This is a genomic window from Paraburkholderia sp. MM5477-R1 (assembly GCF_050436385.1).
GTDB classification, from domain to species: Bacteria; Pseudomonadota; Gammaproteobacteria; order Burkholderiales; family Burkholderiaceae; genus Paraburkholderia; species Paraburkholderia tuberum.
Genome location: NZ_JBNDMC010000005.1, coordinates 1,033,742 through 1,056,773, shown reverse-complemented (window position 1 = coordinate 1,056,773; position 23,032 = coordinate 1,033,742). Strand labels below are relative to the sequence as shown.

The 23,032-nt window shown below is 60.3% G+C and carries 20 protein-coding genes and 1 pseudogene; 18 read left to right on the top strand and 3 right to left on the bottom strand.

Translation table 11 applies throughout. The features are described 5' to 3' along the window. The first annotated feature begins 73 nt into the window (after window positions 1–73). The 17 genes from OKW35_RS17225 to OKW35_RS17145 all read left to right on the top strand — a co-directional run bounded on the left by OKW35_RS17225 (window position 74) and on the right by OKW35_RS17145 (window position 17,506). Window positions 74–2,374, top strand: a complete 2,301-nt coding sequence (locus OKW35_RS17225) for a putative bifunctional diguanylate cyclase/phosphodiesterase (RefSeq protein WP_429552656.1) — start codon at window positions 74–76, stop codon at window positions 2,372–2,374. A gap of 6 nt (window positions 2,375–2,380) precedes the next feature. Continuing rightward, complete coding sequence (locus OKW35_RS17220) at window positions 2,381–3,454, top strand: autoinducer binding domain-containing protein (RefSeq protein ID WP_429552655.1); 1,074 nt, start codon at window positions 2,381–2,383, stop codon at window positions 3,452–3,454. Between the two features lie 398 nt (window positions 3,455–3,852). Further along, window positions 3,853–4,896 carry a TRAP transporter substrate-binding protein DctP gene (gene dctP, locus OKW35_RS17215; RefSeq protein WP_429552654.1) on the top strand — a complete coding sequence of 348 codons (1,044 nt, stop codon included), beginning with the start codon at window positions 3,853–3,855 and terminating at the stop codon, window positions 4,894–4,896. 11 nt (window positions 4,897–4,907) lie between these two features. Next, window positions 4,908–5,174, top strand: a complete 267-nt coding sequence (locus OKW35_RS17210; protein WP_429354938.1) for a hypothetical protein — start codon at window positions 4,908–4,910, stop codon at window positions 5,172–5,174. 294 nt (window positions 5,175–5,468) lie between these two features. Then, window positions 5,469–5,825, top strand: coding sequence for a hypothetical protein (locus tag OKW35_RS17205; protein WP_429354937.1), 357 nt, complete (start codon window positions 5,469–5,471; stop codon window positions 5,823–5,825). Window positions 5,826–5,994: 169 nt separating this feature from the next. Further along, window positions 5,995–6,873 (top strand): ParA family protein, encoded by an 879-nt coding sequence (locus OKW35_RS17200; protein ID WP_429552653.1) that lies wholly within the window; start codon window positions 5,995–5,997, stop codon window positions 6,871–6,873. Beyond that, window positions 6,870–8,672, top strand: a complete 1,803-nt coding sequence (locus tag OKW35_RS17195) for a chromosome partitioning protein ParB (RefSeq protein WP_429552652.1) — start codon at window positions 6,870–6,872, stop codon at window positions 8,670–8,672. Before OKW35_RS17200 ends, OKW35_RS17195 begins: the two co-directional genes overlap by 4 nt. Next, window positions 8,673–9,326 carry a hypothetical protein gene (locus tag OKW35_RS17190; protein ID WP_429552651.1) on the top strand — a complete coding sequence of 218 codons (654 nt, stop codon included), beginning with the start codon at window positions 8,673–8,675 and terminating at the stop codon, window positions 9,324–9,326. 29 nt (window positions 9,327–9,355) lie between these two features. Further along, entirely contained in the window at window positions 9,356–9,619 is a 264-nt protein-coding gene (locus OKW35_RS17185; RefSeq protein WP_429354933.1) for a hypothetical protein, read from the top strand. Further along, complete coding sequence (locus OKW35_RS17180; protein ID WP_429354932.1) at window positions 9,616–10,050, top strand: hypothetical protein; 435 nt, start codon at window positions 9,616–9,618, stop codon at window positions 10,048–10,050. The genes OKW35_RS17185 and OKW35_RS17180 overlap by 4 nt, the downstream gene beginning before the upstream one ends. A 31-nt stretch (window positions 10,051–10,081) precedes the next feature. Beyond that, the gene (locus OKW35_RS17175) at window positions 10,082–12,145 is read left to right on the top strand and encodes a hypothetical protein (RefSeq protein WP_429552650.1); all 2,064 of its coding nucleotides are present in this window, start codon (window positions 10,082–10,084) and stop codon (window positions 12,143–12,145) included. A gap of 333 nt (window positions 12,146–12,478) precedes the next feature. Next, a complete protein-coding gene (locus OKW35_RS17170) occupies window positions 12,479–13,366 on the top strand; it encodes a PFL_4669 family integrating conjugative element protein (RefSeq protein WP_429552649.1) in 888 nt (295 codons plus the stop codon). Window positions 13,367–13,621: 255 nt separating this feature from the next. Then, on the top strand, window positions 13,622–14,050 hold the full coding sequence (locus tag OKW35_RS17165; protein ID WP_429552648.1) for a Rha family transcriptional regulator: 429 nt from the start codon (window positions 13,622–13,624) through the stop codon (window positions 14,048–14,050). A 364-nt stretch (window positions 14,051–14,414) separates the two neighbouring features. Continuing rightward, a complete protein-coding gene (locus OKW35_RS17160; RefSeq protein ID WP_429354927.1) occupies window positions 14,415–14,888 on the top strand; it encodes a hypothetical protein in 474 nt (157 codons plus the stop codon). Window positions 14,889–15,068: 180 nt separating this feature from the next. After that, a complete protein-coding gene (locus tag OKW35_RS17155) occupies window positions 15,069–15,566 on the top strand; it encodes a single-stranded DNA-binding protein (protein WP_429552647.1) in 498 nt (165 codons plus the stop codon). Window positions 15,567–15,724: 158 nt separating this feature from the next. Then, complete coding sequence (locus OKW35_RS17150) at window positions 15,725–15,985, top strand: hypothetical protein (RefSeq protein ID WP_429354925.1); 261 nt, start codon at window positions 15,725–15,727, stop codon at window positions 15,983–15,985. A gap of 327 nt (window positions 15,986–16,312) precedes the next feature. Beyond that, window positions 16,313–17,506 (top strand): conjugal transfer protein TraB, encoded by a 1,194-nt coding sequence (locus OKW35_RS17145; RefSeq protein ID WP_429354924.1) that lies wholly within the window; start codon window positions 16,313–16,315, stop codon window positions 17,504–17,506. Window positions 17,507–18,257: 751 nt separating this feature from the next. On the opposite strand, the gene OKW35_RS17140 is transcribed toward OKW35_RS17145, so the two are convergent. Then, a complete protein-coding gene (locus tag OKW35_RS17140) occupies window positions 18,258–19,463 on the bottom strand; it encodes an IS91 family transposase (protein ID WP_429452279.1) in 1,206 nt (401 codons plus the stop codon). A gap of 8 nt (window positions 19,464–19,471) precedes the next feature. Next, on the bottom strand, window positions 19,472–20,350 hold the full coding sequence (locus OKW35_RS17135; protein WP_429552646.1) for a tyrosine-type recombinase/integrase: 879 nt from the start codon (window positions 20,348–20,350) through the stop codon (window positions 19,472–19,474). 563 nt (window positions 20,351–20,913) lie between these two features. Here OKW35_RS17135 and OKW35_RS17130 point away from each other — a divergent pair. Beyond that, window positions 20,914–21,642: a transposase gene (locus tag OKW35_RS17130; RefSeq protein ID WP_429552645.1), complete on the top strand. Its 729-nt coding sequence runs from the start codon at window positions 20,914–20,916 to the stop codon at window positions 21,640–21,642. 397 nt (window positions 21,643–22,039) lie between these two features. Here the strand turns inward: OKW35_RS17130 and OKW35_RS17125 are convergent. Continuing rightward, window positions 22,040–22,888: pseudogene (locus tag OKW35_RS17125) on the bottom strand (IS110 family transposase); the annotation flags it as partial. Between the last annotated feature and the right edge of the window lie 144 nt (window positions 22,889–23,032).

Below are 23,032 nucleotides of genomic sequence, written 5' to 3'. Positions count from 1 at the left end.
GCACGGACTTGATGCACGGATATGACGGGCGCGTCTGGCCAGATTACCAGCGTCAGCTTGCAGCGGAGTAGCGATGAACGGGACACGCAAGAAGTGGGCCGACACCCTGATCGCAGCGAGCAGGTGGCATGACAGACCGGTTTTGCCGGTGCGTCGCCGCTCACTCATTCTGATTTCGGTCGTATCGGGACTGATTCTGCTGGTGCTCTGGAGCACCATGCTGGGTTTGATCCGCAACGAGCGCAAGGCAACCTGGGACGCGGCCGCATCGACGTCTGGCGTGCTGGCAACGTCGCTGGCCCAGCACATCGCGAAGACCATACACGATGCGGATCTGGTGGTGCGGGTGGTCAAGTATGAGTACGAGCGTTCACCCTCAACCTTTGATCTGGTCGCGTACCAGCGCAATGGCTTGCTGACGGCCGATACTGCACTTCAGATCACCATCGTCGACGCGAATGGCGACATCGCGCAAACGACGACACCCCATGCGAGGACGGCCAATTTGCGCGACCGCCTCCATTTCCTGATCCATCAGCGTGATCCTGATGCCGGGCTGTACATCAGCCAGCCGGTGGTCGGCCGCATTTCGCAGCGCTGGACCCTGCAGTTCACACGACGCCTCAATCATCCTGATGGTTCATTTGCCGGCGTCGTGGTGGTGTCCGAGGATCCGGGATATCTGACAGATGGCTTCAGCCTGGCTACTGCGCTTGGAGCGGGGGGCATGGTCGCGGTTCTCTCGGAGAACGGCTATCTGCTGTCACGTCGGGCCGGCGACGAGCCGGCGTCTCCCACAGGGCCGCCTGCCTCAGCATACGGGGAGGTGGCGCGCGCGGGACAGGGCGCGTTTGCGGACCCCGTTGATCACGTGCCGCGGATCGTCGCTTACCGGCGTCTGCAGCAGTACCCGGTTGCCGTGATCGCGGGGCTGGCTGAGCAGGATGTGTTTGCTAACTGGCGACGCACGAGAACGATCTATCTTGCCATGGGTAGTGTGGTGACGGTCCTGCTGTTGCTCGGGACCGTTGCCGCGATGTTATTCATGCGCGAGCTCATACGAAGTCGCGCACAGATGCAGCGTCTCTCAGAAACCGAGTCGCTCACCGGGCTGCCGAACCGGCACTGGCTGATGCTCGCGCTGCGCCAGCGCCTGGCGGAAGACGCGGGCATTGACCGCCTCGCGATTGTGTATATCGATCTCGACAATTTCAAGAAGATCAATGACTCCCTCGGTCACAAGACGGGTGACCAGCTATTGCAGAAGGTCGCAAACCGCCTCGCCACTGCGGCCGGCGATGGACATGCGGTTGCGCGGATCGGCGGGGATGAGTTTGTGATCCTGGTGGAAGGCAATGATGCCGCCGCACGGGCACGCGCGGTCGGGTGCGACGTGATCGACGCATTTGAGCTGGCTTTCGGCCTGCGGGGCAATTCCTGGATCGTTCGCGTGAGCATCGGTATTGCCGTGCATACCGATCGGGGCGACACGGAATTCGACCTGCTCACCCATGCGGATCTGGCGATGTACGAAGCCAAGGCCGACGGCAAGTTGGCTGGAATCAGCCGTCAGTGCCTCTACACGCCCGATCTGTCGGAACGGGCGAAGCGCGAAACCGAGCGTTATCAGGAGCTGCAGTACGCGCTGAATCACGGAGAACTGCAGGTCGCCTACCAGCCCGTGATGCAACTGGCCACCGGCGAGATCGCTAGCGTGGAGGCGCTGGTACGCTGGAATCACCCGCAGCGAGGCGTCATACCGGCGACGGACTTCCTGCCATTTGCGGAAGCCACGGGACTGATAGTGCCCATCGGTGACTTCGTGCTGGAACAGGTGTGCCGGCAGCTGTGCGAGTGGCAGGAGACGCGTGCCCGACCCGTGATCGTGTCGGTGAACATCTCGCCGGTACAGCTGGCGAGCGAACACCTGGTGGGCTCGATGCGGCATTTGCTGACGAACTACATGATCGAGCCCGGGTCATTGCAGCTTGAAGTGACTGAAGCTGCCCTGTTCGACGATCCGGCGCTCATGGGCCGTCGACTGGAATCCCTGCGCGAGCTGGATGTAAGGATCGTGCTCGATGATTTCGGGGAAGGGCGCTCGTCACTGGCACATCTGTGGCGATTTACGGTCGACGGCGTGAAGGTGCACCAGAGTCTGACGAAAGGTATCCCCGACGACAAGGTGGCGATGGCGACCCTGCGGAGCCTCGCCGAACTCGCGGATGCACTGGATCTGACGCTGGGCGTGAAAGGCGTCGAGTCGCAGCGTCAGGCAGACTGGCTTGCCCGCTTTGAGCGCGTCCAGGTCCAGGGTTTCTATTTCTCGAAACCGTTGGCCCCAGCCAGTCTGGGCGCAGGCATGGTGCAGTGATCCGCCATGAAGACGCCTGCCAGCCCGTCCGCCGATCAGGGAAAGGGTGCCGTTCTGTTTGAGGACGGCGCGACGATACTGCATGAGCGCGTCGCCGTGCGGCTGCTGCAGTACCCGAGCGGGATCAGTGTACTGGAGCGGACCCTTGAGCAGGATGACGGCATGCGGCTGGTTCTGGTCTATGCACTCGACAGCGCAGGCGAACTGCATGATTTCGCAACCGCAGACCCGTATTACGAGACGCTGGAAGTCGCCTACGAAGCCATTCAGGCGCGCCACCCGGTGGCACCGAGTGAGGGTGGCAAACGGGCATCCTCCGACGGAGAATCTGGACGACTCATTGACGCAGTCGGCGATATCGCCCAATGCCGCGATGAGGGAGAGCTCACCGAGCGTGTGCGAAAAATCACCCGAGCGATGGGCGCCGACCAGTGGACCTATGAGTGGATTTCGAGCAATGATCGGGCAGGGGCAGTCGAACACCGCTACCTGATTGGTTGCGCTCCAGGGTGGATGCAACGCTATCTCCGCGATAAGCGTTTCATGGCGGACCCGTTTGTGGAATATGCACGACGCAACGTCACACCGGTCACGGGATCAATGATCGGGCTTGCCGACGGAGCACCGAGACTGGCGGCCGATGCGAGGCGCTATGGAGTGAACAGCCAGATGGTCGCGCCTGTCCACGCGCCCGCAAGTGAAGTCATCGGCTTGTTGCGCGTGAGTGACCGGCGCGATCCACAACAGGGCGGGGAGACCCTGCTGTGGAGCAATCAGGTTCTTTTTGGTGCATTGGCCAATCGTCTGCTTGGCTGGCAGTGGACGACTGTCCGTAGGATCGCGGTCGATACATTCGAACTCGACCCGTCCGAACTGGATGTGCTACGGGTGCTGTGTGCGGGCGGCTATGCACACAATGTGGCCGAAATGCTGCGCACGTCGGTGCGCCAGGTACATCGCGTCGTCTATCCCCGCATCTGCGGCAAGATGAGCGTCTCGCGTATTGATGACGCCAGGAAACTTGCCATCACGTACGGCCTGATCGAACTCAGGCAGGGCGACGGTGACTTCTCACGATAGCGTCGTTCCGACCATCAATCGATCGCTCTTGCGACCGGACATGATGCGTACATTGACCAGGTCTGGATCGGCTCGCCAACACATTTTCTACCGGCTGGTCGACGGCCCGGTGATGGTTATCGTCCTCGACGACAAGTCGCAATCAGGCGGGCTTATTCCGGGAACGAATGGTTCTCGCTCGGTCGGAGACAACTAGTAAGCGTAGCAGAAATTCTTTTTGGCGGGAACGACAAACCGCCCCCTTGATTTGTCTCCCCCCCTTCGACCTAGACTATGTCCATGTGCTTCGTCGACCCTTTGAACCTTCTCCAGCCTTCTATGCGAATCGCATCAGATCAGGGGCAGGTTACGTGAGGTTGTACGGCTTTTCCGCTGTTGGATGAATCGGTGGGCAGGACATGTTTTACGTTCGATATCCTGTTTTTCGTGCAGTCTGGTCTTGCGTACTGGCGGGCTGTGTCGTCTTTTTGCTTCCCGGTGACCCGACAGGCGTGCAAGCGGTGCAGGTCTGGTACATCGCGACGCCTTACCCGCGCGATACCGTTTCCGGCTGCGGGATTGAACGCTTCGCGGAGCGCGTCGGGCAGCTGGACGGCGGGCGGATACAGATGCGCTCCGAGTTTCTCTCGGGTCGGTCGTCCGACGTGGTGCACTCGATCAAGTCTGGCCGGCTTGCTGTGGGCGACACACTCGCCAGCTCGCTCGTCGCGCTCGATCCGGCCTTTGAACTTTCCATGCTGCCATTCGAGGTGCGTTCGCTTGATGAGGCGAAGCGGCTCGCATTTCTCGCGCGGCCTGCCTATCAAAATGCCTTGATGCAACACGGTCTGCATCTGCTGTACGTTTCGCCGTGGCCGCCGTCGGGACTGTGGTCACGCAAGCCCGTCAATACGTTCGGCGACCTGTCAGGTTTGCGGATCCGTACGTACGACGATGCGTCGGCGGCTTTCCTGTCGTCGATTGGATCACGGGCGGTATCGCTCTCCGTCAGCGAAATCATTCCACGGCTTCAAGCCGGGTCACTCGATGGAGTCCTGTCATCGGGCGATGGCGAGGTGGGCAGGTTGCTGCGCAGAACGCTACAGCACTTCGTGGCCATCGACTATGCGTTTCCGCTGTCCTTCGCGCTGATGAGCGAGGCCCGTTATGACGCGCTTCCGCGAAGCGTGCACGAGAGGATCGACGCGGCTGCGGCGGAGACCGAACAGCAGCAGTGGCTTTCGATGCCAGCGCGGATCGCGCGCAACCGTGATGACATGCAACGCAGCGGCGTGGCCGTCGCAATGTCGGGTGCTGGTGAACTGAGTGAGGGGCTGCGAAGGCGCGGTGAGGCATGGGTTGCGGCATGGCAGGCACGGGCGTCGCCCGAATACGCCGGCATTGTCAGGCAGTTGCGTGAGACGGATTCCGGGGCCGTTTCCGCGGAGCGGCGGGGTTTGTAGGAGAGCGTGTCATGTTCATCCAGCGCCCCCGTAGCGGAATGTTCGAGCGACTGGTGCTTGTCGCTGCGTATGTGCTGGCGGTTGTTGTAGGTGAGCGTGCGGCTGCTGCACCCGGTGAAGGTTGGGGTTTTATGCAAAACGGGTTTGTCGAGGCGATCAAACTGCGCGTCATCTTCCGCGACGAGGTGTGCATGTTTACGAACGTTTTTGTGGGCGACGGGGCGACCCGGGTTGCAGCGAGCTGCACCAAGGTCATGGGCAACGGAGGGAAGCCATGACGAAGAACGCCTATCGCGTGAGTGCCACTCCGGACCCATTGTTCCAGGACGGTGTTGTTCGGAGCCATGATTCCAGCGCGTCGAGTTGCCATCATCGAAGCGCGGCTTGCCGTTTGGGGTGGAAACAGGGTGCGTTGGCCGCCCTCATCCGCCGCCAGCGCAAGACACGCGTAGCGGCACGGGAGACCAGTACATTCGCAACGTGTGGCTGGGATATTGCATAGCAAATTCCAACTCTCATATTGCAAAATATTGATTGTGCAATGCGAATTCTTGGTATAGAGTTGCATTTGCATGAAATTGCAAACAAAAGGCGCTTGGGTCTTGGAAACTGTTTGTTGCCGTGGCATTACTTCGCTCTTTGAACAGCGAGAAGAGGAAGAAATGCTCACGTTGTCGACGCGGGAGTTGGCGGTCCTGTTTGATGCCCAGCGTGAATGCGAAATTTATCTGGTCGAGATGGTTACGGGGGCAGAGTCACAGTGGGAGATGGAGGTGAAGTTACCGGGGCAGGACAAGGTCTATCGGGTTCAGACGTTCCGCGGTCAATTCAAAACATGGAAGCACCTGAATAGTGCGGTCTCGTTCATCAAGGAGACTTGTCCGCAAGCAGAAATGTTCCATGTTGTACTTGCCAAGGCATCTCCGTAACTCTTAGGGCAGGCTGGATCCCGTGAAAGCGGGTCTCTGTTGTATTAATTTCGTACTGCAAAATTTAATTTGGAGTGGATAAGTGGATTCCTGATGCCGCGGATTCAACGGTGCTGGCGAGTATGAAATTTGTGCGATGCCAGCACCTGTGCTCAGAGAGAAAAGCGCAATGCCGACTGTCATATCGTTCGTTTCGACCAAGGGTGGGGTAGGTAAGACTACTCTCGCTGCCAATCTTGCGGGCATCCTCGCGGACTACGGGATGCGCGTGCTGGCGATCGATGGTGACATCCAGCCAAGCCTCTCGAAATTTTATCCACTGATCGAGCCGGCGTCCTGCGGCCTGAGCGCGGTCATCACGCGCGGCGGTAGCGTTCACGCCGACAGCATCAGTCGGACGGCAATTGCCAACCTCGATCTGATCTATTCAGACGCGCCCGACGGATCGCTGCAGAACTGGCTCAAGGACCGGGAAGACCGGCTGATGATCATGCGTCGTGCGATGGCGGGCCCGCTGGTCCAGCCATACAACGTCGTGGTCATCGATACCCAGGGCGCCGTCGGCGAGCTCCAGAAGACGGCGGCGATGGCCGCCGATTACATGATCTCGCCGATCAAGCCCGATACGCTCAGCGCGGGGGAGTTCTCGAGCGGCACGCTGGGGATGCTGGACGACCTGAACCGTCTCGCCGACTTTGACGAAAAATTCCGCTCTGGTGACCTGTACGCGTTGATCAACGCTCAGGAACGTAACAACAACGCCCGCGTGCTGACCACGGTCATCCGCCAGAAATTTGCAGGCCACAGAAAGGTTCGGGTGCTCGATACGGTGGTGCCATCTGCCGCTGCCTATGCGGCCGCGGCGACCGCACAGCGGCCGGTCCACCGTTACGATCGCCGGCCGTCATTTGCAAATTCAGCGTGGCACGTCATGCATCAACTCGTGTGGGAGTTGTTTCCGAGCCTGAAGGATATTTATGTCGATGACGTAATCGCCGATGACGACGACGGGGCCGCGCTCAGTTCCGCCGAGGAAGGTCTCACATGACTACCCTGGTGCGTCCGACAATGACAGCGGCTGAAATCCAGCAACTGGCGCAAATGAACCGCGAGCGGGCAGCGGCGCAGCGGCTTGATGTGAAGGCGCCGGTTGCCGGTACGTCGGGCCCCACACTGGTCTCGACCATCCGGCTCAAGGTGACCGATGTGGCGGTCTACGAACGTAATCCACGTCAGGCAAGCCATGAACGGATCATCGAACTGAAGGACTCGATCCGCGTCAATGGCATCGAACAGATCGTCACCGTCACCCGTCGACCGAAACAGGAAAAGTATGTCGTCGCGAAAGGCGGCAACACCCGTCTTCTGGCTGCTCAGGCGCTCTATGAAGAGACGCACGCCCCCGAGTTCCTGTATCGCGATTTTCTGTACATGGAGTATCCGGGCGAGGCCAGGCTCCTCGCCGCGCATCTGCGTGAAAACGATCAGCGAGCCGATCTGTGTTTCTGGGACAAGGCGAATGGCTATCTTGCGCTCAAGCTTGACTTGGAAGGCGAGTTCGGCAGAACGCTGTCGCTGCGCGAGTTTTCGAAGATGCTCGCCGATGATGGAACGCAGATTGGTCACACGCTACTCGCGCTGTTCAGATTCGCGGTGGAACGGCTAAGCGGATTGGGACCGGCAACTGCATCTCTCAGCGGTCGCGATGTTTCCGGCCGTATCCAGCCCAGGATCGGTGCCATTACACGGCTGGTCCAGAAGTTCGGTCACGACGAAAGCTGGATTCAGCATCAGGTGCTTGATCCGGAACTCGAGGCTGTCCGCGTGGATTTCGAGCAATCCGGGGTCCTTGATGTCGACCGCATGGTCGAGGCACTCCATGTGCGATGCGCCGAGCGACTTGATGTATCGCGCACGGGCCTCGACTCGATGCTGCTTCTGCTGGACAAGGTCCCCGACGCGAGCGCCGATGTGTTGCGTGCGTCGGACATTCAGGCGCGGCAATCGAAGCCGCCGCGAGCGGCCGGTGCATCCCGGTCTTCGATGAGCAATGACGATGCTCCGAGCGACAGGAGCGGAGGCGGCGAGGCCGCGGGCACGCCCGAGGCCAGGAACACAGGTCACGACAGCAATGAAGAATCCGACGGCGGCGATGACAGTGACTCGGGGCCGCCTGAGGGATCACTAGCTTTTCCTGAGGTAAGCCGCCTGAGGTCGACATTGCTGAGGGCAATGGGGGCGCCAAAAGCAGACGCCGGCGAACTCCGCGAAGGCATGACCCAGGGGTCAATGGAAAATCCGGCATCGGTGTCGGACATCCCGCCACGGATCGAAACCGGGATGGCATCCGGGTGCTTCTGGCAGGCGCTCACGCGTTTCGCCGAAATTTGCGGCCTGGACGGATGTCTGCGCGAGACGTCCGCGCTGCCCTATGGCTTCATGGTCGAGCCACCTTCGCTAGAGCCTCATGAACCTGCGCTGGATCGCCAGGCGATCGAGAGCGTGGCTGGCCGTTGCCGCTATCACGGCTGGTGGTGGCTGGTGAGCCTTTCACAGCAGAATTCTCCTGCCGGCGTGGCCGTCGTTCCCGACGGTGCATTCAGCAGAATGATCGAAACCGATGATACCTGGCAGGAGGCCTGTGATATGTGGATCGGTGAGCAGCTACTGACCGATCGCTTCTACCTGATGTTCTTCGCGATTCTCGACCCCGGCAATGAAGCGGGTGGCCTGTACCTCGACCTGATGGTGGCGGCGCGGGCCTTTCGCGAGTCGCACCCCGAGCGCTTTGTACGCCGGTTCTGGCTGGCGCAGGGCGTCGATGAACGCGTCGTGCAAGTGGGGTGAATGATGGATGAACATTTGACTCCTATTTCCGCTTCGAATGTGCAGCGCATGGCGCTGCTCGAGCTGATCGCGCGGACCCGTGCGGACAAAGCCAGCGATCCCGATTCGCTGCGCATCCAGCTCTGGGATGACATGAGTATGCTGCCGCCGTCGGTACGAAGCGTGTTGAGTGACCATCGCGCCGAGCAGTTGATCCCGCGGCTGATCGCATCCAACGCAATGCGCCTGAGGTTCGAGATGAATACTCTTGCGCACGCATGTGAGCAGATCGAGCGCCAGTGGTGGGAAGAGGCGTTGCTGCACTATTTCGTCGGGTCTCAGGCCAGCACGACGATGATCCAGGCGCTGTTCAAAGGTGTCACGCGTTCGCGGATCGAACGCATGCGGCGCGATCTCAACGCCCCACCGCCGACCAAGCCATGCGCGCTAAGCGTCGATGAGGCCACCCGGGTTTTTGATATCTGGAGGGATCTGTTGGGCGCGTCACTGGATCTGCGCGAACGATATGTCGAATTGCATCAGCGCTGTGCGGGCCGCTACACCCTTGCGACGCTTTTTGCTGCGCTGAACCTCGGCGAAGTACCAGCCGGACGGAACAGGGCCCGCGACCGAACCGGGCCTCGTCACGCCGGTGCGAACCACGCTTCTGACTGAGCTTTTTGAATCATGAGGAGGGCGGTGATATGAACGTTCTCGACAAGGCGCGGGAGGCCGGCATGGCCGTGTTTCTTGACGCATGCATCGGACAGAAGCAGTTTCACAGTGTGACGGGCTCCTGCGACGCGCTGGAGCGTTTTGCCGCAGCGTGCTGGACCCCAACACTTGATCGCGCAACGCTACAACGATGGGCCGAGTTGTGTGAGCGGGGTCATGGTCATGACGTCGCAACCGCAATTCGCAGCCTGCTCGAAGAACAGCCGGGTGATACAGCAGGGAGACTGCCATGACCTGGGACATGCGCCTCGATCCATTTGGCAACCTGCTGCCCGGGGCATCCTACGATGACTCGCCGGGCATGGATCCGGCCGAGCAGGAATTCCTGCTCTCGATGTTCGACACGCCGATCACGATTCACCGTTCTTTTGTCGAAGTGTGCGGGAACCTCGGCGCAGCCGCGCTCCTTACCGACCTGTCGACGCTCGGGCATGAATCCGGCCGCGAATGGATCGAAGTGCCGCAGCAAGACTGGATTCAGCGCCTGGGTCTATCCCGCAAACAGCAGGCGACCGCGCGCAGACATCTGGTCGCGAGGGGCCTGCTGGATGAGCGGCTTGTCGGAGTTCCGCCGCGCCTGCATTTTCGCATCGTATGGCCGGCTCTTGAGGCAGCGCTCAGGGAGCAGGCGGTGCGTCGTACGACACAGCGTATAGGTCACTAAGGGAAGCACCTGACGTCCTCCATCCATCGCCATGACCACCACCTATCATCGGGACTTCGATCGCCTCTGTGCGCTCCTGAAGGAGCGATGTCCGATTGCGTTCTCGATGCGTCTGGCGCAGATCACAGGACATCCGAAGGACGCGGTGCTGCTTTCACAACTTGTCTACTGGACGCGGCATGGGCGCGACGTGGTGGCCCGCCAGGGCTGGATTCACAAGACGCGCGAACAGTGGTTCGAGGAAACGGGTCTGTCGCGCGAAGAACAGGAGAACGCGCGCCGTCGCTTGCGCCGACTCAACCTCGCGCAGGAATGGCGGGGCGGTCGTCCGGCACGTCTGTATTTCCGGATTCACACAGGCACGCTGTCGGCTGTGCTGTCCCATGCGCATCGGCTCGAGCAGCCAGTGCATCTGTCGCTCGACTTCATGCGGGGCAACGAACACGCAATGCACGCGCTGTTCGGACCAAGCGTCGCGTTTCATCGGGTGCTCGCCGAGGTGACCGGGAGCGTCAACGCGGCGCTGATGCTTTCGCGCATGATCCAGTTGCAACGCCACATCCTCGATACAGATGGTCAGTGGTTCAGTCTTACTGCAAGTGATTGGGCACGGGATTGTGGGCTGAAACGCAGGCAGTTCGAGAATGCAAAGCACAAACTGCGCCAACTCGGGCTGGTTGAGGAGTTTGTCTCACATGAGCGGCACAGGCGGGTATTCAGTCGCGTCCACCCTGTGCGCCTGCTCGAACTGCTGCGGCCGATCATCCCGCGCCTGTCGTCTGCCGCTAACGTAACCACGTCCGCTTCTGGCAGCGGACAGACCGCCTCAACCCATAATGCGGCGAGTATTGTCCAGACGCTGGACAGGCGGAATGATGTGCGGCTTTCCCGGACTCTGGAACACATCGACGATTCTGTCCGGACGCTGGACACGCGGAAGTTTGTGCGAATGGTTGCAGTGCACGAAGCCAGCCGCAATCCCGTTCGGAAGCTGACCCGGCAGGAAAGTGTATGGCCGTCTCGGACTCTGGAACACATCCATGATTCTGTCCAGACGCTGGACAGACAATATGGACTGCGAACATGTGCGATATTCGACAATTGCAGCGGTGCTGTCCAGACACCGGAAAGGCAGAATGGTGTGCCGCCGTGTCCGGCTCATGACCATGTCCGTGATGTTGTCCAGACGCTGGACACGCAATATGGTGGATGGCCAATCCCGGTTCACGAAGGCAGCAGCGATTCTGTCAAGACGCTTGACACGCACTACTGCACGCTGCCGTCCCCGGTTCACGACTCGTTCAACGCTCCTGTCCAGACGCTGGACAGGCAAAATCGTGTGCGGGCAATCCCGATTCACGACCGGATCGATGTACAAAAGCCCCTCACCAATTTCTCCCAACCGCAGAAATTGGACGGGGAGAAACGCACATTGCAGTCGGCGGGTTTCGTACATGGTAGTCGGCGGGAAACGTACATTGCCAACGCGCGCGCGTATACGACTACAAGTACGAATACACCTACGACTACAACGCATCACGCTGGCAGAACGGGCGGCGAACCTCTGTTACCCATCGACTTCGCCGGTGACGCCGAACCCGCTGTGGTGGTGGGGCGAGAAAAGAATGCGATTGCCGAACGGCAACCCTTGCGCCAAGCCGATGACCGCGACGAACGTGATAGCCCGGTTATCACTTTCGAACCCCCGAGTCTGATATGGCCCGGTTGCGTGCATGCCGCCGAACGACAGCCCATTTCGCAGCATCTGGCCCGTGTTCCCCAGGAAGCTCGCCAGATCATGCTCGACGAGATGGCTGCCTGCCACCGGCAGCACCCCGTGAAGTGGCCGGTCGCCTACGTCGGTAGCCTGGTCAAGCGCTATCAGGCGGGTGATTTCATTCCGGCCAAGGCGCATCTCGAACGCGAATATCGCCGACTCGCGGCCGCCCGACAACTGGCGCTTCGGGAGCGGGAAGAGCAGTTCACCGGCCAGCTGCCACCCGCGTCCTCGCCTGAAACTGCCCGACACAACCTGGCCGCGCTTCGCGATGCACTGCGCCGGCAATGGGGGCAATCAGGAGGGAAACATGACTAGCCTGCTTCAAACACAGCGTCAGGAAAATCCGCCCTGGCGGAGTCTGCCGCTACCGCGACAGAACCATCGATCCCAGAGCGATTACGGGGGCGGCACGGTCGACTGTTGCTGGTCAATGCCGCAACCGTTCAACCTTTTCACTCCTAGGAGTAGCTGATGGTCATCCTACGCCGAACCCAGGTCGATGCTGCGATCGATGCATTTGCCAGGACATCCTCCTCGCCGTTCGCCGACGGCTACGACCTTGATGGCGAACGTACGATCCTGGTGGACCTCATCTCCGATGGCGATCCCGATCCCGCCGATCCACTGTTCGCCCGCTACCAGTTGTACATGGAGCGCGAGCAGTCGCTGCAAAACATGCAGGACCTGCACACGATGCGCCAAGAGGCCGATGCGCTTGTTACCGTCTCGAATGCCCTCAAAATCAGGCAGATCGGCGGCCTGTCGAGCGATGGCGGCGACCGGATGAACCTGCATACGCGCGATGCGATGCGTATGTTCCTTGGTCGCTCCGTCAAACCGGGTGAACAGGGTTATTCGATGGCGGGCGGCAAACGCGTCGCCGCCGCCTTACGTGCACTGTGGTCGCTGTCAGCAAACGACAATCCGTACGCCGACTGGAAACTCATAGAAATCAGCGAGCGTATCACTGGCCTGCGCCATGCGATCGCTCTCGAGCAACGCAATATCCTTGCAAGACTTGATGCGATGAAACAGAAGGGACTCGACTACACGATCCTGCAATCGCGCGAGCCGGCCAGCCTTGTACTCGGCTTTGCGTCACCCTACGGCTACATGATCGCGACACTGCTGGTCGAACTCGATTACCTGGTGCGGGTCGTCAAGTCCGCCGTATTGCGCGACCTGATTACATCGCACAGCGGTTTTCATCGGGTCTCACTGGCCAAACATAAGTGTCTGTCGGTGTTCCACTTCGCCGTCACCTGTCAGCAGATCCTGACGCGACCCGAACTGATCAAGCTGTCACGCATCGACTTCCTGCCGGTCGGTGACAATACAGCTAAGCAGCGTGTCGAGGCGGTCAGGGCGCTGCTTGGGCCGGTGCCGAAAGACGTCTTCATCGGGCAGGTCCAGCCGAGACATAGCAGGCGGCGTGTGAAACAGCTCTCGGACGCGGAACTGCGACTGCTCGACAGCGTGCCGCTGTCCGACGATGCGGAAGAAGCGAACTCTGTGGCAAAGCCGCTGCTCCAATGAGGTGGTCCATGCGACAACGTCTTTTCAACATCGCGATCGATGCGGCAATCCACTGAGGCAATAACGCGGATACTGCGGCAGTCCTTCCGGTTCAGCGACGCGCCGACTGCGGCATCGCTCCTGGCGCAAGAGGGTGGTCACTGCAGCAACCAGTCTGATTGAGTGGATGATCTGAGCGCAACCTTGATCGTTGCATAAAGCCTTTAAGGGTAAGGGGACGCGGTGAATGCGGCATATTCTAGGACGGAACGCAAAATGGAACAGGCTCAGGTTCTCAAACCACGCGTCACGCTAATCGATGGTCAGGTCATGACGACCTCGCTAGTGATCACTGAACATTTTGGCAAACGACATGGCGATGTGCTCAAGGCGATTCGCAACGCGTTGCGGGAAGTACCGCGCGCTCTCGGTGCCCGCAATTTTGCGGAGACCTCGTATCGGGATCGTTCGAATCGGCTCAGACCGATGTATCGACTGACCCGCGACGGCTTCGCCTACAGCGCGATGAGTTTCACTGGCAAGGGCGCCGCACGCTGGAAGGTCGCCTACCTCGACACCTTCAACGCGATGGAGGCACGGCTGCGACAGTCGTCCACCTGTACCGAAAACGGCAATACCGCGCAACGCGAACACGGGACCATCAGCAATCCAATCCAACGCGGGCAGCCGCCGCTGTCCCCGTGACCATTTCCGGAAGTATATTACGCGTTGGGAAAAGCCTATGGATCGAGGTTATTTGCGACCTATCTCCTTTCGATGAAAGCGCATCAGCGTGTGTTGCGCGCCAGTTACCGCGAGATCAGTAAGGCGCTGGACAGGGCATTGAGCCGCGGGAGAGTGAGAGATTCGGCGTCGCCTGGCGGCCCAATAACTGCTGTGCCACGAGCCTGGTCAACCCATGGGCGAGCCGGGTCAGTTCCTGCTATTGCTCGATACGTTGAGTCAACGACTGGCCGATTCGCGAGCCCATCCGCACGTCGGCCTGGCAGAGAGCGATGACCATCGGCCGTTTCTGTTGCATTAAATTGTCCAGGTGCGAGTCGATTGAATGGACAGTCGAGACTTGAGCGTTGCAGAGCGCATTACCGGACTGCGAGCGTCGGAGCTGAAAGAACTCAGCGGCCGGGCAGCATTCCGCCGCCTGATACATCACCACCGGCAGATCGTGGAACTGACGGCGTTGGAAATGCGTTTACTGGCCCGGGAGACTGCCGCAGCCAACCTGCCTGTGACCCTGAAATTCTTTTCGGACCGACTCAGGAGCGGGGCAACACGGCAGCGTCTGTTCTGGCATATCCGGGGTGATCCAGGCATTGCCCGGTTCGAGCGGGTGAGGCTGCAATTCCCGAAGGTTCCAGCGCCCCTGCACCTCTACCTGGAACAGTGCCACGTCCGTGCACAGGAATTGAATGCGATTGAAGCCGTCTTCCGTTATTCGGCATGCCAGATCGAGATGTACCTGAAACATGGCACCGTGAAGCTTGCCGGCGGCGCACCGGGACGACGTCGAGCCGGAAGGTAGAGGATCGCCATAAGCCGGTGAACGCAGTACCGAAGGGGGCCTCGTCGGAAGCCTCTGAAATCACAAGATAGCAGGACAGCGCGTTTGTAGCACCGGGGTATCCCGTCGTCAGGCAAGGTCGAGCATCAATCGGCCGGCATCTGTCGACTGATCTCAGCTTGTTTACGAACGGAGTCCGCAATGGGTATCTACGCAGAGCTGGTCGGTAACGTCCTGTCGTCGCCGATCATGAAAAAGGTCAATACGCCGAACGGCGCAAAGCGCATCGTCGAGCTTCGCGTCATGTCGGCGTCGTACCGGCGCCTCGAAGACGGTTCTCTGGAACAGAAAGCCGGGAGGACATTTCCGGTGGACGTGACGATCTGGAATGAGCGCCACACCGACCGAGTGATGGAGCACATCAGGACGGGTGCCAGTGTCGTCGTCAAGGGCGACCTGTACGTCAATCCGTGGATCACGCGCGAGAGCGAAGCATCGGCCGGCGTGCATATCGACGCGGAGTCGATAGCGCTCAACCTCGTGCGCGTCGATCAGGTGATCTTTCAGGCGCGGCAACGGCGTAGCGGTGATGAAGGTGACAGCGCGGACGCCGACCCGCCCCCGGACGAACCCGTCGTACCCACTGAATTCGATCGGCCTGGAGAGAAGAAGGACACGACATCCGGCTCAGCAGGCTAATAAATCCACGCGCTGTTACTGGCATGCACAACGGGTCATCGACGTCTCCTAAGCCGACATCGATGACCGGCGGCAGAGTTTTGTCTAACCGGCAGGCGGAACACGCACGACGTCACAGGGGCGCGTTAATTAGCGCGCACCACGATTTGGAGCGCACCATGCAGCAGATCACCTCATGTTTCAGATACCCGGATGCGGGCGAACTCAAGATGCTCGAGGGTCTGGTGGCCGATACGGTGTCGGCAGCGGTTGTCACGGGTCGGTCGCACGAACAGTTTCACGGCTGGGAAGTGCAAGCGTGGACCAGCGAAAGTCGGCTCGTGCGGCGCGCCCACCTACGCATCCTCTATCGCAATGCGTTGTGGCAGCAGTCGGACTGGATTCTCGATTGGCCCAGACCGAACGCAACCGTGCATTGAGGCGTTTCCATGGACTGCTCGTCTACGGCGCGTCCCGCGCGTCCTGATGAGCGGTTCCGGGAACGGGTTCCGGCCCGAAGGCTGGAGCTGGACCGCTCTCCGAGGCGCTGCGTCGACGTTGAACTGTCCGGTGAGGGCACGTCTTCTCTCATGACAAAGCTCCGGGGTCACGGTGAAGTTGGCGACGATCTCGACAGTGACAGATGCGCGCGGCCGCCTGAAGTCGCCACCCTCCCACTGAGCAAACGCTTGTGCTCCGGTTGTCGATCTGGTGATGATTTCCGGTCCCGGTGGCGCAACGGTTTGTGGTGTGGCCTCTACGGCGCAATGGGCGTCGTCGTCGCGTTGCTCGTCTGGTATCCCGGTCACTGGCTGATCGCGCTGCTTGTCCTGCCTATCATCTGGTCTTCTACGTGTAGCCGGTGGTCGGCATTGTCACTGTGGGCGGGCTACTATCTGACCGGTGCGCGCGATATTCCTCTCGTGTGTCAGCGCTTCTTTGTGGGTTACGGCGAGCTGCCAGCGCATGCGGCGCTTGCGCTTGGCGTTGCGTTCTGGCTGGCGCAGGCGCTTCTGTTGTCTGCACCATGGGTTACGTTGACGCCGACGACTGATGCGGCACGGCGCGCATGGAGGGCTGTACTCGCCACCTTGCTCGTGTCGGTTCCGCCGCTGGGTATCATCGGCTGGCTTTCGCCCGTCCATGTGGCCAGTGCCCTGTACCCAGGCTGGCAACTAGCGGGTGTCACGATGGGATTGTGCGCGCTGGCCTCGGCCGCGTGTGTCCGACAGTCAAAAGTTGCGTTGGCTGTCGCGATTCTGTTGGCGGCAGCTGCCGTCGTTGCCCATGTCATGGTTCAAGATACCGAGGTGCCGGCTGGATGGATGTCGGTCAATACGTTCTTCGGACGGCTCGACCAGAAAGACTATGCTGCACTCTACGCCCGTACTGAGGCAGCGCAGGAAGCGGCCAGGCGGCAATTCGAGGATGGTGCAACGGTGGTTGTCTTGCCGGAGGAAGTGATCGGGATATGGCGACCCGCCATGCAATACTGGTGGGACGGTTATCTGAATCAGCTGGTCAGGACCAACCGGACTCTGATCTTGGGGGTGGACCTGGCGGATCATGATTCCGCACGCGAACTCCCGCGAAATGAAGATCGTTTCCTGAGATACACCGACAGCGCTGTAATTGTCGGTGTGGAAGGCGGGCGGTTTGATAGCCGTCAGCCAGTACCAGCCGGATTGTGGCGCCCATGGGAGCAGGTGAGTGCGAGCCGGGGCGGTGTGACGCAGCGATACCTGGATATCGGAGGCCGGCGGGCGTCTTTCTCGATCTGCTATGAAGACTTCCTGTGGTGGCCGCATTGGCGTCTGCTGGTTGACAGACCCGATGTCCTCGTCGGGATGTCCAACGACTGGTTCAGTGCTGATCTCGCACTAGCGAACATTCAATGGCAAAGTGTGCAGTCGATTGTGAAGCTTGCCGGCGTGCCCTTGCTAAGAGCCGTGAATCGATGACCCTGAGCATGTCGCGGTACGTCAACACGTCGATGCCGACGCTTTTGGTGTGACCTCACGTAAGGCCGTAACGCTTGCCGGCGGCAGATGCGTCGGAGGAGGCCGCCTACCGACTGGCCGTCCGTTTTCCTGTGCGAGAGGTAGTGCTCGACTGCGCCGCGCGCCGCGAGCCCCGCGTGTCAGGCGCGTAGCGCGGCGAGCGACGCGACGTCGGGCACGGCAGCGTACTGTTCCCCTGCCCGACAAGACGACAAGGAGGCAGGTTTGAAGGGCACAGCTTAGGTCGCAGATGGTGTCCTCGCGATAATGGTATTTGAGACGGCGCGGCAGCTTGGCTCACTGATCACTAGCGGCGGGACCAAGTTATGCAGCCAAATCTTGCTCTTGCGAAAATGCAGAGCGTTTTTTCGTTAGCGATCGCGGCTACAGGCGCATCACTAGGCCGATTGAGATCAGTCCGCGGTCGGTAACTAAAAAACCGTTTGCGCTAAACCGCTCCGCAGGCGGTGACCGCTATGGGCATTGAATGACTGCTGCGGTAATTTGCGAGGCCCGTGGTGGGCTATCGCACCTGTGCTCGACACAATCGCGTGACGCCTGCGTGGCGAGAGACGCACGAATGTAGTGAGCCGCAGGCAAAGGCTTTGACGTTTTGTGCCATTCGGGTGCTGCGACGAATCGAAGGTACGAGTGCAGCCGCGCTTGCCTCGTCGGGATAGGCAAACGTGTCCAGAAACAGGTGCATTGGCAACTAGTGGGCATGGACGGAACCTGGCGGGGCTCGTGGGAGGCTACCGGGCATACTTTCAATACGGAGCATGTGTCCCGTGCCGCACACGGGACAGTCGCGCAGCGACTTGCCGGTCAGTCGCTGGTAGCAGTCACGGTAGTCTTCGCTGGGCTCGGCTGACGCGGCGGCGGGAGCCTCGACGCCGAGCAGTTGCCGGCACGTAGCGAGCCTGTCAGACCGGTGGCAGTTGGCCATCCATCCGTAGCTGCGGATGCGCTTGAAGCCCTCTGGTAGCACATGCAGCAGGAAGCGGCGAATGAACTCGTCGGCCGTGAGCGTCATGGTCCTTTGCCTGGCCTCGTGCCGGTAGTCCTTCCAGCGAAACTGCACGGTGCGCTCGTCGAAGGCAAGCAGCCGGTTATTGGAGATGGCGACGCGATGGGTGTAGCGGCCCAGGTAGTCGAGCACGTGTTCGGCGCCACCAAACGGTGGTTTCGCGTAGACGACCCAATCCACGTGAGCAGCGGGCGCGAGCCAGGCGGCGAACGCTCGCGGGTCACGCAACGACTCAAGCTGGCCATGAAAGCGCAGCGCGCCGGCGTCAAACGCGCGGCCCAGCTGTTCGAGAAACAATCGGCGAAAGAGCCGTGAGAGCACCCGCACGGGCAGGAAGAAGCCCGGACGGCAGGCGATCCAGCGCTCGCCGTCCGGGGCGATGCCACCGCCTGGCACAACGCAATGCACATGGGGATGATGCAGCAGATTCTGGCCCCACGTATGCAGGATTGTGATGAAGCCGATCTCGGCGCCCAGGTGCTTCGGATCGGCGGCGATCGTGCGCAGCGTCTCGGCGCTGGCGCGAAACAGCAGATCGTAGAGCGTCTTCTTGTTCTGCAAGGCGAGCGCAGCGATGGATTCGGGAAGCGTGAAGACGACATGGAAGTACTCGACCGATGAGAGGAGTTCCGCGCGCCGACGTTCGAGCCATTGCGCACGGGCGAGCGACTGGCACTTCGGGCAGGCGCGATGCCGGCACGAGTTGTAGGTGATGCGCTGATGTGAGCACGTATTGCACTGCTCGAGATGGGCGCCGAGCGCGGCGGTACGACACAGTTCGATGGCGCTCATCACGCGACGCTGGGCACGACTGAGCCCTTCGGCATGGGTTTGCCGATGCTGAGGGCCGCAGCGGCGGAAGATGTCCGCCACTTCGATCGCCGGTCGCATGACTGCGTTCAGACGTCCTCTGGCACAGCGGGCGCAGACGGAATGGGTGCGGGGTGCGGAAGCAGGTCGAAGGGGCTGGTTGTGGAGCACACGGTGCTCGTGGCCACGGTAAGGTACCGCGAAGTGGTGGCAAGGGACCTATGGCCCATGAGCAGTTGGATCTTGCGCACGTCAGTACCGGCTTCGAGCAGATGAGTGGCGAACGCGTGCCTCAGCACATGCGGCGTAATCGGCTTCTGGATGCCGCTGCGCTGCCGTGCCTTGTTGCATGCCTGCCAGATCGCGGCAGTGGTAATCGGGTGTCCGGGGATGTCGCCGGGAAAAAGCCAGTCGCGAGGGTGAGCATTGAGCCAGTACGTTCGCAGGATCTCGAGCAGCCGTGGTGAGAGCATCACGAATCGATCCCTACGGTTTTTCCCCTGGTTCACGCGGATGACCATGCGCCGGCTGTCAATATCGGTGGTCTTCAGGTGCGCCACTTCTGAAATTCGAAGACCGGCGGCATATGCGGTCATCAGAATGGCACGGTACCTCAGGCTGGGAATAGCGTCGAAAAAGGTTGTTACCTCATCGAGGCTCAGGATGACGGGGAGTCTCAACGGCTTCTTCGGCAATGGAAAGTCCTCGTCGCTCCAGTCGCGTTTGAGCGTCACGCGGTAGAGGAAGCGCAGTGCACCGATCGTTGGGTGGAGACTGGCGGGCGCTAGCTTGCGCTCTTCCCGAAGATAGATGAGCCAGGCCCGTATCTCCTCGGGACCCAGTAACTCGGGCGAACGGCGGAAGTGCCGGGCGAAGCTTGAAACCTGAAGAAGATAGGATCGCTGAGTATTCTCAGCGAGATTTCTGATCTGCATGTCGGTTAACATGCGTTGACGCAATGGCGTCATGGGAACCTCCTGGAAACAATGTTGAAGCCCGGCTGGGCATCCATATATTGCTCCTGGAGGTGTCCACTTCTCCTCGGTCACGATCCAGCGCCCGACTACCACCTCTGATGAACGTCGGCTATAAGCTCTGGCTCTCCACCCCTACCGCGTCAGCGGTTTAGTGCAAGAAAACTTATCTTAATAGCGCGCGATGTCTGCCTGATTTTGGAGCAGCCGAGGTTTCGTGAAACCGCCCAAGGGGAACGTCATTCGCAAGCGCTGCGTTGCTCGGCCTTGCAATCAAATGGCCCGGAGCGGAAGTCGAAATCAGAAGGTTGATAGTGACCACTTTCCCTGTCATTTGCGGACATTAATCAACTTGGCAACGGAATCCGATGGCGATATCAAATCTGAAGTGCAACACCGTTTCTTACAACTGGTTGCGGGTTTTTTCAAGCCGGCGGAATCGGTTGAAAGGCCACCCGGGCTTGGGTTCTACCCGCCTGGCACGAATCGGCTAGAATCCCGATGCTTTGAAGGTCGAAATGGCCGAAAGTCAGTCGTAGCAAGAGATTCCAACGAAATTGAGCGTCGACAAGTTCGAGCAATTTGTCTGGCTGCATCTGAGCAAGGGCCGTCGCGGACCCGCGCGAAAGCTCAGCGCGCATGCGATTTTCAACTACCTTCTGAAGGCGCTCTATCTCGGCTGCCAGTGGAAGGAGTTGCCCATCGAGAAGGATTGGCATGGCCGTCCCGAGATTCATTACACCCGCATTTATCGCGCCTTCCGGCGCTGGGAATCGGACGGATGCCTTGATGCCATTTTCGAGGCTTCGGTGTTCAGGCTTCATGGCGATCACCGCCTGGACACGCGCATCATCCATGGCGATGGCACCACAACCGCCGCGAAGAAAGGCGGCGACAATCTCGGCTTCAGCGGCCACAAGAAGCTCAAGGGCTGCAAGGTCGTTGCCCTGTGTGACCGGAATTGCAACGTCATCGCGCCGTTCGTCAGAACACCGGGCAATCGGAATGAATCGCCGCTGTTACGAGAAGCGCTGCCGCGGCTCACGAGCATCGCCCGTGCGGTGGGGCTGGATCTGCGGGGCACGGTCATGAGCCTGGATGGCGTGTACGATTGCCGGCCCAACCGCAAAGCCATTTTCAATCGCGGCATGGTGCCTAACATCAACGCTAATTCGCGCGCCAGAAAAGGACCGAAGCGCGGGCGCAAGCCGCTGTTCGATCCGGCCATCTTTGAAGAACGGTTCAGGACAATCGAGCGGGTGTTCGCGTGGGAAGATACCCATTAGCGGGCCCGCGTCAAGTAAACAATCCACATCCCCGGCTGCACGAGCAGCCGTTACCCAGTTCCAGCACCCGCATGCAGCAGCCAACCGCGTCCGTTTCTTCATTTCTGGCTGCGACGGATCGCGCCAGACACCCATCTGGATCAAGCGAATGGCAATACTGCCGGTGCCTTTCGCCCTGGCGGCCATGCCGCCCCGGAAGAACATTGGTACCGCAACGCGTCCAGGGAATCCGTACAAATTCAAGGGCTGCCCCCATCAGGGCGCCAATCCATCGATGGTTCGCGTCGCAGGCGATCCGCCATGACTGCATGTCGGCGACGGCGACACGGCATCCCATTCAAATTCCTGGGCTGGGGCCCAATCCTCCCACGGGGCTTGCCGGTCGCCGTCGAAAGCCCTACGTGAAGCAGCGCGTCACATCAAAAGGTTTGTGCTCCTTCAGAATATGAAAGCACGCGCGCGCCAGTTTATGTGCGAGCGCCTTGCGTGCGACGATCGGATTTGTCCTGGCTTTCTTGCGTTCATAAAAGCGCCTGGCCTCGGTGCAGTAGCGCTGGGCGAAATTGGCTGCCTCGACGAACGCCCAGCACAGGTACCGGTTGCCGTTACGGATGTTGCCTTCTCCCTTCTTCTTGCCGTTGCTGGTGTGCCGGCTGTCCACGCAACGCGCATAGGAAGCGAAGTTGCCGGCGCTTGCAAAACGCTCAATCGGGCCGGTCTCCAGCAATATGACGCTTGCCAGGATCTGGCCAATGCCGGGCACGCTGGTCAGCAGTGCATACTCTTCGCGTGGCCTGACTTTTTCGGCCAGCCGCTTTTCTACCAGCCCGATCTGGGTGGAAAGCGTGCTGACGACCGCCAGACCGGCCTGCATTGCCAGCGCGACCTCGGCCGGTAGCGCCATCTGGTCAACGTCTTCGGTCGTCAGCCGCAGGACCTGTGCGCATGATATTCCGGTACCGCAGTGACGAGCCGTGATGTTTTCGATCGCGAGTATGTGGCTGGTGCGACTGCGTACCAGCTGCATGCGCTTGCGGGCAAGATCACGCACACTGCGCGCTTCGGGTGGCAGGATCGTACCCGTGGGCAGGATCCCCAGCCGCAGCAGCCGGGCCAGGTAACGTGCATCCGTCTCGTCGCCACTGTACTTGAGCCCGTTGTATTGCCTGATCGCCGTGGTGTGGGCCAGATGCACGGTGAAGCCCGTTGCCTGCAGGCCATCGACGAGCCAGTACCAGTTGAACGTCCTATAGAAATGTTTCTATAGGACCTTTTATGGACGCCCCGGAATTATGCACGGTTTGTCGTTGAGGACAACGGAGCGCGCAGCGTGGGTGCCGATATGAATCGAAGTACGGGACCGTGCCGCGCGAGCTTTTGAATTCCTGAG